Annotated in this window: 12 protein-coding genes; 11 read left to right on the top strand and 1 reads right to left on the bottom strand. The window is 39.6% G+C overall.

The features are described from left to right. The first annotated feature begins 64 nt into the window (after positions 1-64). The 9 genes from LV92_RS18765 (at position 65) to LV92_RS18725 (ending at position 9,826) form a co-directional block, all read left to right on the top strand. Positions 65-3,571 (top strand): PVC-type heme-binding CxxCH protein, encoded by a 3,507-nt coding sequence (locus LV92_RS18765; protein WP_111625143.1) that lies wholly within the window; start codon positions 65-67, stop codon positions 3,569-3,571. Between the two features lie 83 nt (positions 3,572-3,654). After that, a complete protein-coding gene (locus LV92_RS18760) occupies positions 3,655-4,512 on the top strand; it encodes a sugar phosphate isomerase/epimerase family protein (protein ID WP_111625142.1) in 858 nt (285 codons plus the stop codon). 13 nt (positions 4,513-4,525) lie between these two features. Beyond that, entirely contained in the window at positions 4,526-5,656 is a 1,131-nt protein-coding gene (locus LV92_RS18755) for a Gfo/Idh/MocA family protein (RefSeq protein WP_111625141.1), read from the top strand. Positions 5,657-6,331: 675 nt separating this feature from the next. After that, positions 6,332-6,634: a hypothetical protein gene (locus LV92_RS18750; protein WP_111625140.1), complete on the top strand. Its 303-nt coding sequence runs from the start codon at positions 6,332-6,334 to the stop codon at positions 6,632-6,634. Positions 6,635-6,640: 6 nt separating this feature from the next. After that, complete coding sequence (locus LV92_RS18745; protein ID WP_111625139.1) at positions 6,641-7,978, top strand: 2TM domain-containing protein; 1,338 nt, start codon at positions 6,641-6,643, stop codon at positions 7,976-7,978. A 90-nt stretch (positions 7,979-8,068) separates the two neighbouring features. Continuing rightward, positions 8,069-8,371, top strand: a complete 303-nt coding sequence (locus LV92_RS18740) for a 2TM domain-containing protein (protein WP_111625138.1) — start codon at positions 8,069-8,071, stop codon at positions 8,369-8,371. Beyond that, positions 8,362-8,700: a 2TM domain-containing protein gene (locus tag LV92_RS18735; protein ID WP_111625137.1), complete on the top strand. Its 339-nt coding sequence runs from the start codon at positions 8,362-8,364 to the stop codon at positions 8,698-8,700. Before LV92_RS18740 ends, LV92_RS18735 begins: the two co-directional genes overlap by 10 nt. Next, complete coding sequence (locus tag LV92_RS18730; RefSeq protein ID WP_111625136.1) at positions 8,700-9,023, top strand: 2TM domain-containing protein; 324 nt, start codon at positions 8,700-8,702, stop codon at positions 9,021-9,023. The genes LV92_RS18735 and LV92_RS18730 overlap by 1 nt, the downstream gene beginning before the upstream one ends. 47 nt (positions 9,024-9,070) lie before the next feature. Then, complete coding sequence (locus LV92_RS18725; RefSeq protein ID WP_111625135.1) at positions 9,071-9,826, top strand: LytR/AlgR family response regulator transcription factor; 756 nt, start codon at positions 9,071-9,073, stop codon at positions 9,824-9,826. A 91-nt stretch (positions 9,827-9,917) separates the two neighbouring features. Here the strand turns inward: LV92_RS18725 and LV92_RS18720 are convergent, their stop codons facing one another. Next, positions 9,918-11,105 carry an LETM1-related biofilm-associated protein gene (locus LV92_RS18720; RefSeq protein WP_111625134.1) on the bottom strand — a complete coding sequence of 396 codons (1,188 nt, stop codon included), beginning with the start codon at positions 11,103-11,105 and terminating at the stop codon, positions 9,918-9,920. 178 nt (positions 11,106-11,283) lie between these two features. Here LV92_RS18720 and LV92_RS18715 point away from each other — a divergent pair, with 178 nt between their 5' ends. Together LV92_RS18715 and LV92_RS18710 are read left to right on the top strand one after the other, a co-directional pair. After that, entirely contained in the window at positions 11,284-11,964 is a 681-nt protein-coding gene (locus LV92_RS18715; RefSeq protein WP_111625133.1) for a DUF4331 family protein, read from the top strand. Positions 11,965-11,989: 25 nt separating this feature from the next. Then, positions 11,990-12,757: a DUF4331 family protein gene (locus tag LV92_RS18710; RefSeq protein WP_111625132.1), complete on the top strand. Its 768-nt coding sequence runs from the start codon at positions 11,990-11,992 to the stop codon at positions 12,755-12,757. Positions 12,758-12,827 lie beyond the last annotated feature (70 nt).

Here is a 12,827-nt window from a genome sequence, read left to right as displayed (position 1 = left end):
AACATCGAGGATTCTTTGTGCTGTATTAATTGTTATAATTGTTAAACTTAAATACAACTAAATCATGAAAACCTTACAGGCTCGTATTTTTTGTTTGCTTATTGTACTTGCAACCTTGGTAAGTTGTGGTCCTTCTGAAAGGAAAAAAAAGGACGACCAGCCAAGACGTGTGGAAATGTTGTTCCTAGGGCATGCCCTAGAGCACCATAATTCACGGGTATATATGCCTATTTTGGCCTCAGCCTTAACCCAAAGTGGTATAAACATTACCTATACGGAAGAGGTGGAAGACCTTAATCCAGAAAATTTAGCGCTTTATGATGGAGTAATAATTTACGCCAATCATGAAAATAGGTTTCCAGAACAGGAAAAAGCCTTGCTGGATTATGTTGCAGCAGGCCATGCATTTGTACCTATTCATTGTGCTAGTTTTTGTTTTAACGAGTCTGAAGAATACGTGGACCTTGTGGGTGGACAATTTAAAACCCACGGCAAGGATACTTTTACGGCCAAAATTATTGATAAGTCGCATCCCATCATGCAAAAGTTTGAGGAATTCTCCACATGGGATGAAACCTATGTTCATGATAAATTCGCCAAAGATATTACCGTGTTGATGGAAAGGGTGGAAGGGGAACATCATGAGCCTTGGACCTGGGTAAAGCAATTTGGTAAAGGGAAAGTATTCTATACAGCTTACGGACATGATGAAAGAACTTGGAGCAAACCCGGATTTCAAAATCTTATAAAAGAGGGTATTTTATGGGCAGTAGAGGACCAGGTAAAAAATAATTGGGAAGAATTTGCCAAAGACATACCAACCCTGAAATATAAGGAAATGGCCAATATCCCCAATTATGAGAAAAGGGATCCTGCACCTAAATATCAAATGCCTTTAACGCCGGAGGAATCGGCAAAATTAATTCAGGTCCCAAGTGGGTTTAAGTTGGAGCTGTTTGCTTCGGAACCCAATATTATTAATCCTATAGCTATGAATTGGGATGAAAAAGGTAGGCTATGGGTAATAGAGACCGTTGATTATCCCAATACAGTGCGGGACGATAAAGGCTCGGGAGACGACAGAATAAAAATATGTGAAGACACCGATGGGGATGGTAAAGCGGACAAGTTTACCGTATTCGCCGAAAAATTAAATATCCCTACCAGTTTTACTTTTGTAAATGGGGGTATTTTGGTTTCCCAGGCACCGTATTTTTTATTCTTAAAGGATACGGATGGCGATGACAAGGCAGATGTAAAGGAAACGGTAATCGATGGATGGGGAGTTTTTGACACCCACGCCGGGCCTTCTAACCTTCAGCCTGGTATCGACAACAATATTTATGGTGTAGTAGGTTATTCAGGATTTAAAGGAAGTATTGCGGGTGAAAATTTCGAGTTTGGCCAAGGAATATATCGCTTTGACAGGGACATTGGCAATTTTGAATTTTTGACCAATACCAGTAACAATACTTGGGGATTGGGGATTTCCGAGGATAACTCCATTTTTGCTTCCACAGCCAACAACACCCACAGTGTCTTTATGGGTATTCCCAACAAGAACTTAAAAGATGTGAAGGGGATATCATTAAAAGGTAGTTCAAAAATTGATGGCCATTACGCTATGTTGCCCATTACCCAAAATATTAGACAAGTGGATGTTTTTGGAGGTTTTACGGCAGCAGCGGGCCACCATTTTTACACAGCAAGAACCTATCCTGAAAAATATTGGAACAAGTATGCCTTTGTGTGCGAACCAACAGGAGGAGTGGTGCATATTGCTAAAATTGAAAAGGATGGCGCCGGATATTTGGAAAAGGATGGCGGCAATTTGATGGCCAGTTCGGATGAATGGGTTTCCCCTGTTGAGGCCAAGGTAGGACCTGACGGTGCCGTTTGGGTGTTGGACTGGTATAATTTCATTATTCAGCACAATCCGACCCCTAATGAGGACAGAGGTGGCTATGATGCCGTAAATGGGCTAGGAAATGCATATGAAAACCCCTTACGTGATAAGTCCAAGGGGCGTATTTGGCGCATTGTGCCCAAAGATGTGGAAGATAAGACATCCATGACTTTGGATAAGGAGGATTCAAAAGGATTGGTAAAAGCCCTTTCCAATGACAATATGTTCTGGCGTATGACCGCGCAGCGGTTATTGGTTGAAAATGGAGATACCGCTGTAGTACCCGAACTCATTAAATTGGTCAAGAATACCGAAGTGGACGTTTTGGGACTTAATCCGGGCGCGCTGCATGCTTTATGGACCATGGATGGACTTGGGGTTGTTTCTTTCAATTCGGACGCAATGGAAGTGGTTAAAGCTGCCTTAAGCCATCCCTCAGCTGGGGTTAGGAGAGCGGCCATACAGATCTTACCGAAAAATGAAACGGTAGATGTCCTTTTGATGGAGTCTAATATACTCCAGGACAAGTATCCGGAAGTGCAATTGGCGGCACTTATATATTTTTCTGAAAGGGAGCCCAATGAGGAAATAGGACGACAGTTGTTTTTGTTGAGTGAGAACGAACAAGTTTTGGCCGACGATTGGTTGGCAAAAGCCCTATATGCGGCAGGAAGTAAACATCACAAAGGATTTATCACTGCTTTTCAGTCTGCCAATCCTAATTTTAAAATGGGATCGACCGAAAAAAATCAAAGGCAGGCAGTTGGTCTTGATGATTCACAATGGAAAACCATGCTTCTTCCCCAATTTATAGAAGACGCAGGATTGCATATGGATGGTATAGTTTGGTTTCGCAGAAATCTTAACCTGCCTTCAGATGTTGCTGCCAAGTCGGGTACTATTTCTCTAGGGCCCATAGATGATTCCGACAAGGTTTATGTTAATGGCACGATGGTAGGGGCAACCGAGAAGGACTATCAGGCCAATAGGGTGTATCAAATTCCATCAGGGATATTGAAAGAAGGCAAAAATTCTCTAGCCGTCCGGGTAGAGGATACTGGCGGTGGCGGAGGAATCTGGGGTAAAAAAGAACAAATGTATTTTAAAACGGGTCAATATAGTGTTTCGTTGGCAGGGGATTGGAAATACGAAGTGGAAATGGACTACTCCAAAAGTGCCAAAAGCGCTTTTGCGGATAAACCCTTGGCCCAGCTTTTGGTAGAAACGTATATTAACGAGGTGGAAGTGGGCGCGGACAGTATCTCGGACAGCAGTTCGAGTGCTATGACCATTAATATCAAGACCATTAAAAACGAAATGAAATATGATATCACGGAGTTTGTCGTAGAAATGGGAAAACCAGTGGAACTTGTATTTGAGAACACAGATTTTATGCAGCACAACCTGGTCATTACCAAGGTAGGTGAAAAGGAAAAAGTGGGGATGGCCGCCGATAAATTGGCCATGGATCCCAATGGGGCAGAGAAAAATTATGTTCCTGAAATGCCTGAAGTGCTTTTTGCCACAGCCATTATTAACCCTGAAGAAAAGGTTGTCTTAAAATTTACAGCTCCCGAAGAACCAGGAGATTATCCTTTTATCTGCACCTTTCCAGGCCATTGGCGAATTATGCAAGGGGTTATGAAGGTAGTCAAGGTAAAATAGACGGCATAATGGCCTTGAATTTATTAGGTATAATATTCTATAGTAAACTATTGCTACAACTTATTTAAAGTAATTATTCTATAATGACAAATGATATAAAATACGGTGTAAGCACCTGGCTTTGGGAGTCACCTTTCAATACCCAATCCATTGCCTTGTTTCCGAAAATTAAAGGCATGGGGTATGATTTAGTGGAAATTCCAGTGGAAGATCCCGAATTGATCAATGGGCAAATAGTAAAGAAGGCCCTTGAAGACAATGGGTTGGAGGCCGTTGTTTGTGGCGCTTTTGGGCCTACAAAGGATCTGACCCATAAAGATGCTGCTGTACATCAAAATTGCTTTAACTACATTGAAAAATGCTTTGAACTTTGTAATCTTTGGGAAGTAGATTTTTTGGCGGGACCCATGTATGCAGCGGTGGGGAAGGCAAGAATGCTTCCTTTGGAAGATCGAAAAAGGGAATGGGATTTGGCCGTGACCAATATAGGTAAGGTTTGTGCTATGGCTCAAGACCATGGATTGTCCATTGCCTTGGAGCCACTTAATCGTTTTGAGTCCGACATGATCAATACTGCTGAAGATGTAATGCGTTTTATTAGAGATATTAATCATAGTAAAGCTAAAGTGTTACTTGATGGGTTTCATATGACCATTGAGGAAAGTAACATCGCCAAAGCCATAAAGTTGGTAGGGGATAAGTTGCTACATGTGCAGGTTTCGGAGAACCATAGGGGTATTCCAGGTACTGGCCTAACCCCTTGGACTGATTTTGCAGAGGGATTAAAAGCCATTGATTATAAAGGGGCAATGGTCATTGAAAGTTTTACTCCGGAGATCAAGGAGCTGGCGGGGGCAGTATGTATTTGGAAAATCTTGGCCAAGAGCCAAGACGAATTTGCTTCCCTAGGAATCGAATTTTTGAAAAAGACGTTTAAATAAAAAAAACAATAAGATGAGCAGTAAGAAAGTAAATATCGCTATAGTGGGCCTGGGGTTTGGAGCTGAATTTATCCCTATCTACCAAAAGCATCCAAACGCCAATTTAGTGGCTATATCACAAAGAAATCCGGATAAATTAAAGAAGTTGGCCGATGAGTTCAAAATTGAAAAAAGATATACTTCCTATGACGACCTGCTGCAGGACCCGGAAATAGATGCGGTACATATCAACACCCCTATTCCGGACCATGGCATCCAGTCAATAAAAGCGCTAAAAGCAGGGAAACACGTGGCCTGTACGGTGCCTATGGCGACTACATTGGAAGAATGTGAGGAAATCGTACGCTTAACACAGGAAACCGGCCTCACCTATATGATGATGGAAACTGTTGTGTATGCTAGAGAGTTCTTGTATATGAAGGAGTTGTATGAAAAAGGCGAGCTGGGCAAGGTGCAATTTTTAAAAGCGAGCCATCAGCAGGATATGGACGGTTGGCCCAATTATTGGCCAGGTTTGCCTCCTATGCATTATGCAACACATTGTGTGGGCCCCGTTCTAGGTCTTTTAAGAAGCGAAGCTGAATACGTATCCTGTTTTGGGTCGGGAACTATACGGGAGGAGTTAATTCCGTATTACAACTCGCCATATGCAGTGGAGACCACGCATATTAAATTTCGGAATTCCGATGTAAGCGCTCAGGTGTATCGTTCACTTTTTGATGTGGCAAGACAATACAGGGAAAGTTTTGAGGTGTATGGTTCAAAAAAATCAGTAGAGTGGCCTCTCATTGAAGGAAAGCCATTGGTAGTGCACACGGCCAAAAAACCGGAACCAGAGATTCCAGAGGAAGTGGAAAGCCCGGATTTCGCAAAATTATTGCCTAAAGAAATACAGCATTTTACCTCCCAAGGGGTGTATGATTCTGAAGGGCACCAACATCTTTCCTTTACTCAAGGAGCTGGTCATGGGGGCTCGCATCCACATTTGGTACACGAATTTGTAAATGCTCTGGTTCAAAATAAAGCGCCATATCCCAATGCCAAGCAGTCGGCCAATATTACCTGTGTAGGAATTCTGGCCCATGAGTCGGCGATTATAGGAGGGGAGATTATCAAGCTGCCTGAGTTTACCTTTTCAACATAAATAACGGGTTCTTAAATTATTGTGAATTAAACAATTAAATGGTGTTTTAATTATAAAGTAGTAGTGCCATTTATGGTTAGAGCTATTTTTTTTGCAAAAAAGCACCGGACATATTGAAATATTTGTTAATTTTAACATTCATAAGTAAGACTTAAAAAATAAGTATTTGGTAAAAAGACTATTTTTTAACTTTTAAAAGAGGACGTAGGGGTGCGTCCTCTTTTTCATTTTAATACTGTCTCTTACTTATTCAGCTATCCTAGATGCTTTCGGCCTTCAACTTTATTTTCAAGTTCCTATTTGTTTATGTAGGATCTTTTGGGTCTAATATAGGTTCCCACTCATAAACAATGTCCTTTTAATTGAATTTTTTGTGCGTCAAGATTGCTAATATATTTATCGTTAGGGTTAATTTTTTTTCAAAAAAGACCATTAATCAGGAGAATAAAGGTTAACTTTATAATTCATAAGTTAAGACTTGAAAAATAAGTTTGTAAGAGCAAATCTATTTTTTAAACTTTTTAAAAGAGGACGTAGGGGTGCGTCCTCTTTTTTATTTATGGTTATTCCCTCTCCAGTTCATCCCATAAAATCTACAATTCGGTAGCTCCAATTTTCCCAACTATTTTATTTAAGTCACATTTGACCAATGAAAACATTACGTAAAAATGAGCTATGCATAAAGTTATTTTGATAATTCTCGCAATAGTCGTCAATGAATTGGCGGGGGCATATGATGAAAGTAAATTAATAGATAACTGTATTTTTTATACTACGAATCAATACAGTAACGAATATAGGTGGATGCCGGTAATATTTATGGAGGCATCCGTTAATACTGAAAATATTGCCCAGTACATTCCAGTGGATCCTGAACCGTCTTGGAAACTTTTTCCTAACTTTAAGCCAATAGCAACCCATTGTGCATACAACCATAAGATGAATTTCCAGAATTATGGAGTAATGGATGACAAATAAGGCTGAATGATACGATTTATTAAACATTTGGGCAATGCACTGTTCATTGGAACCTTGATATACTTTGTTTTTCTCGCCGTTTACCTTTTTATGGGAGAATTTGATGGAGGCTTTAGTTATCGCAGGGCTTTTCAGGAGTACTATGCCAATATGATTTTTGCTGTAATACTTTATATGGTGAATGCGTATTGGATTCAATTCCATATTGTTAAATATACGCAGCAGGTATACAGTGGGAGACGTTTGTTGATCGGGATTTCTGGCAATATAGTCCTCTCTTTGGCAGGGATATTCGTTTCGCGTTTAATTCTCAAGGTAGGGATTGGTAATATGTCCATCTCAGATTTTTTGGTGAATGAGACATTGGGGCACTACAAAGTCTCTCTTTTGCTGGCGATTTTAATTTCTGCAATATTTTATTTGGCATGGTACTTTAAGCATCGGCAGGAGAACAAGGTAAAGGAGCAGAAAATAATTGCGGGTACTGCCTTTGCCAAGTTCGATGCCCTTAAGAATCAATTGGATCCGCATTTCCTGTTTAATAGTTTAAACGTGCTTACCAGTTTAATTGAGGAGGACCCCATGCAGGCACAAAAATTCACCACTTCCCTTTCAAAAGTATATCGCTATGTTTTGGAGCAGAAGAACAAAGACTTGGTAACTGTGGATGAGGAGCTTGCCTTTGCGGAGACTTATGTGAGGTTGTTGAAAATGAGATTTGAGGATAGCATAGTTTTCGATATCCCGGAGAAATGTAGCAATGCCGAGGCAAAAATAGTCCCCTTGTCCCTACAGCTCCTATTGGAAAACGCGGTTAAGCACAACGCGGTAACGGCTGCAAGACCCTTGCGGATACGTGTATATGAAGAGGGCGGTATGCTTTGTATATCTAATAATCTACAGGAGAAGCAGGTCGTTAAGAAAAGTAGTGGGGTTGGACTTAGAAATATAAAGGAACGTTATCAAATGTTGTCCAATAGGGAGGTTCAGATCAGAAAATCTGCTTTGGAATTTACGGTCAAGCTCCCGATACTTATGGAAAGGATAGGGGTTAGGGAAACACATGAAACATTTTTGGAGGAAAAACGCTATCAAAAGGCCAAAGAACAGGTAGGGGCCATAAAGGGGTTTTATGGCAATCTGTTATCCTATTGTGTAGTGCTGCCCGTCTTGGCTATAGTTAATTATAACACTACAAGTTTTCCCTGGGTACTTTTTCCCGCAGTTGGATGGGGATTTGGTGTGGCTGTACATGGAATGGAGGTTTTTGGTTATAATCCGTTCTTGGGGAAAAACTGGGAAGAAAGAAAAATTCAAAAGTATATGGAAGATGAAAATTTTTAGGGTTACGTTCCATCCTGTAAAATCAACAATTCATAAGTTTATTTTTGAAAATGAATCGGCAGGTCGCGAATTTTGAATTAAAATAAAATCATGGAAAATTTAGATAGGGAAAACAAGTATTTCAGGGCCAAAGAAAGGGTAGGTGCCATTAAGAAGTTCTATATGAGCCTAATGTCCTATTTTGTTTTTATAGGGTTTCTGGCAGCCCTAAATTACTGGACCAATCAATGGCGCTACCCTTGGTTCCTATGGGCGGCCTTTGGTTGGGGAATAGGGTTGGTGTTTCACGCCGTTAAAGTTTTTGGTTTAAATCCTTTCTTTGGAAAGAATTGGGAAGAACGAAAAATTAAAGAGTATATGCAGGAGGATGAAAGAAAAAACAGATGGAAATAATGGAATTGGATAAGGAAAATAAATTGGAGCGCGCCAAAAAACACGTAGCGGAATTAAAGGGATTTTATGTTCACCTTGTGGTGTATCTAGCTGTTAACGTATTTATTACGACAACTAAGATCATAGGAGATTTAGGCAATGGAGAATCCTTTCTGGAGGCATTTTGGGGCTTTGAGACTTTTGCAGTGTGGTTGTTTTGGGGTATTGGGTTATTGTTTCACAGTTTAAAGGTCTTTTCTTATAATCCTTTTTTCAATAAAAATTGGGAAGAAAGGCAAATCCACAGGTATATGGAGAAAGAAAAACGGGAAGCTGAAAAATATAAATAATGGAAAGGGATAGGGATAATTTGGAAAAGTACATTAAGGCGAAAAGGCGAGTGGATAATCTTAAGAATTTTTACGCACATATTGCAGTTTACCTGGTTATGAATACCCTGCTATTTGTTTTTAAGGTAAGGATCTTGAATTTTATTACAACCAATGGGGTTGAGGACCAGGGTTTCTTAAATTGGATGGAATGGAACATGATCTTTATTCCAGTTATTTGGGGGGTGGTCCTATTGGTGACCGGAGTTTACTTTTTGAAATTGAAACCTGGATTTTTTAGAAAGTGGGAGGAAAGGCAAATACAAAAATACATGGAGGAATGAGTAAATAGTGCCAGAGCAATCAAATAAAAACCAATTAGCCAACTAAAATGAATGCAATCATTATTGAAGATGAAAAACCGGCCGCTAGAAGATTGGGGCGATTACTGACGAATTTGAAGGTGGGGGTGTCCACTATGCTCTATTCTGTAGAGGAGGCCATTGAGTGGTTTCGGGAAAACAAACATCCCGATTTAATTTTTTTGGATATTCAGCTTTCGGACGGATTATCGTTTGAGATTTTTGAGGCAGTTGAAATTCAAAGTTCGGTAATTTTTACCACAGCATATGATGAGTATGCATTGCAGGCATTTAAGTTGAACAGCATAGATTATTTGTTAAAACCAATTGATGATGAAGAGTTGGAAATTGCCGTAAAAAAGTACCTTGCTTTTAGACCTGAAAAACAGAAAATGTCCCTCGATTTTGAAGATATAAAAAAGTTGTTGGTAAACCCTTTGGAAAGGGAATACAAAAAGAGGTTTACGGTGAGTGTTGGGCAACATCTAAAAATTATCAATGCAGAGGAGATAGAATGTTTTTACAGTGAGAACAAAGGTACCTACGCATCTACTATTGATGGGAGAAATTATCTACTGGACCATACTTTGGAAAACTTGGAATCGGAACTTCATCCCAATTCTTTTTTTAGGGTGAGCAGAAAATTCTATGTGAACATAATCCATATAAAAGACATTGTTTCTTATACCAATTCTAGGCTGGAAATCAAATTAAACCGCTTTAATGGCCAAGAAATCATAGTAAGTAGAGAAAGAGTAAAAGACTTTAAGTTATGGTTGGAGTAAATTGATTTAATTAATTAATTTTAAACATGTTAAGTTTAAAAAATATCTACTATAGGTTTTTCTTATAGTAGTGTTGTTGGGTAATTTTGGACTATTCTTCAACCCTGTTGTCGTCAAATGAGGAAGGTAGTAATTTAGGAATTAATTTGATGAATATCGGCAGTAAAACTGCCCCTCCAGGAAGTATGAAAATCGCCAACGAAGGGATGCTTTTAAAAATATCGACCAGTTGATTTTGTACTTTTTTCTTCTCTTCCGGGCTGAGATCCTTGACCGTTGATTTGGATAATAAGGTGACCAATTCCTTACTTCCCGAAAGTTCCTTTTGTAGACGTTTGCTGTTTCTGAGAATCAATTTTTTTACAATTTTGGACATGCTATCGTAAAATTGAACAGCCAAATTATGGTCTTTTAGATGGGGTATTTTGTCGCCATTTAATTGAAAAAATCCGGTAACATCCTGAAGCGATTTTGCAATTCCATTTTGGTCAAAACCTAGATCCCTACCAAGGCCAAAAATAAAGTCCGATTCGGTGTAATCCAATGACTGATCTTCCCATACCGTCAAACAGGCCACATCCAAGAAATACCTATTTTCCGAGGTCGAATATTTGTTGACCAATTCATTTCTATAGGAGCCGTCAAAATCCTGTTTTGCACTTTCAATAAAGGTCAGTGAGGATGCAAAAAGTTGCGCGAGTCTTTCGTCACTCTTGTTTTTCTCTTTCGAATTTAAGGTATGATATGTAATATTTATGGTGATATGTTCCAGGCGTTGGGCATATTCTTTTACGGATTTTTCTCCTTCAAGATATCTTTTGAAGCTTAGTACATCTATAAAAAGTAGCGAATTGGTTATGATATTATTAAAGGTCTTGCTGATAACATTATCTTCCAGATATATTCTGGAATTTAAAAGGTTTTCCAGTTTGGAAGATGTTTTCTTTCCGGTAAGGAATTTGTTTAAAAAGGAAATTCTGTCTATCCCCAAGTCTTTATAGAACATAAAGATGTATCCCAAAAAGGCTTCAAAATTGTGTTCCCTGTTTTTGAGCTTATAGGTGAAATAGAGTGCGGTTATTAAATTGATCTTTGCTTTTTCATCTTCGGATAAGGGAACCTCCTTTATGATAAAAGGGGGGATATCCAAATTGATCCCATATACAAAGCCGGTACTTTTTAGGAGGGCATATAAATCTTCAAAGGAGCCGAAATAATCATTATTGTCCTTTACCAGATACCCAAACTTATCTATCCAACCAGAGGTCGAAGGATTCATAGATCCAAATTTTAGAGGGTAAAATTAAATTAAAATATGGGACTTCATTCTTATCGTGGTTGTTTTTTCGGCAAACGGGCTCATTTATTAGTTAACATAATATTAACATTTAAAACCAAACCCCTTCGATTCAACCTCCGTAGGTAAGGGTGATTTTAATCTAAAAAATATCTTAATTATGAAAAAGACAAAATTATTATTTGGACTTGGCTTGTTAGCGGTGGCAGGGACTATTTTGGTGGCTGCGGATCACATAGACGCTCCGTCTTCCATGGGGACTTCTGCGGATATCGCTGATTTTTACGGATTTGAACCTTCTGAAGGTTCGGACAACACTGTTTTTGTGGTGGACATGCAATCCAATGTGCTGCCGGATTTGGCCTATGGAAGCTTTGATGAAATGGTTTTAACCGAAATCAACATTGATACCGATGGGGATTTGGTAGAGGATTTGGTAATTCAAGCCATACCTAGAGATGGTAGAATGTATTTCTTTGGACCGGTAGTGCCTATAAAAACTGGATTGGATAGTGAGGTTTTGGTTGACTCGCCATTAGGAAGTGTTGAAATTTCCGGGACAACCGCCATTAAGACAACTAAGGGGAATGGTGTAACGCTTTTTGCCGGACCTAGACAGGACTCTTTTTTCTTCGATTTCTTCCAGTTTAATGCGGTCATCGGTGGAATGGCTCCAGGTGGATTTAAAACTGCAGAAGAGGCAGTGGATACATTTGAAGGCAAAAACACTATGTCCATAGTGGTAGAGGTGCCAAACGCCTTGTTAGGAACTCCTACAGGCCTTAATGCGTTGCAATTACAGGTTTATAAGACCTGGGTTACTACAAACAAAAAACAATAATCACTTAACTTTTAAAAATACAACTATGAAACTAAATAATATAAGATACATTTTGCTGCCGATATTAAGTATGGCTTTATTGACTTCCTGTAATAACGACGATGAAATATTGGAGCCCATGGCAATGGCCACTTGTAATGATGGTATAATGAATGGCAATGAAACGGGCATTGATTGTGGTGGTTCTTGCGAACCTTGTACGACCGCCGCGGATTTTTCGGGGAGTTATACCCAGGTAGATCATATGGGGAGACCTGGAATTAATACAGTTTTTGGATACGATATGGAGGGTCAGCCAAGTGTAAAGGATGCACATAACAGGACTATTCCCTCGGAAATGGCTACTACTTTCCAGGCTGGGTATGAAGCTCGTTTGGAGCAATATTATGATGTGTATGCTGGTCTTTTGGGTATTGACCCAGCTGCCCTCAATTACGAGAATAATATTTTGGGACTGGATGCCGCTACCCTGACGACTTATTTGGCTGCAGACGTATTGGAGATTTCTCCAAGCTTGCCCACTACTTATTTTGATCCGGGAACCGATTTTGACAACGACGGCAGGATATTGGTTCCGGACGGGGACGAGGTAGCGCTTACCGGGAGAAGACTGACCGATGATGTAATAGATGTATCGTTAATCTTACTATTTGGTGGGGCTGAAGGAGATCGTTTTGACGGATCCGATAAAAATATGGATGGTAGCCCGGACACTCCAAGGTTAACTTCCGATGGCGTTGCGTTAACAGCTACCGTCTCCACAAGTTTTCCATACGTGGGTAATCCGGAATAGGTATTTATCTGTGAAATGGGCCATGACAATTTTTGACAACTCTATATACTTACGGGGACGAAATGTATAA

Source organism: Arenibacter echinorum (genome assembly GCF_003259375.1).
Classification (GTDB): domain Bacteria; phylum Bacteroidota; class Bacteroidia; order Flavobacteriales; family Flavobacteriaceae; genus Arenibacter; species Arenibacter echinorum.
This window is presented reverse-complemented; position numbering and strand designations above follow the sequence as displayed.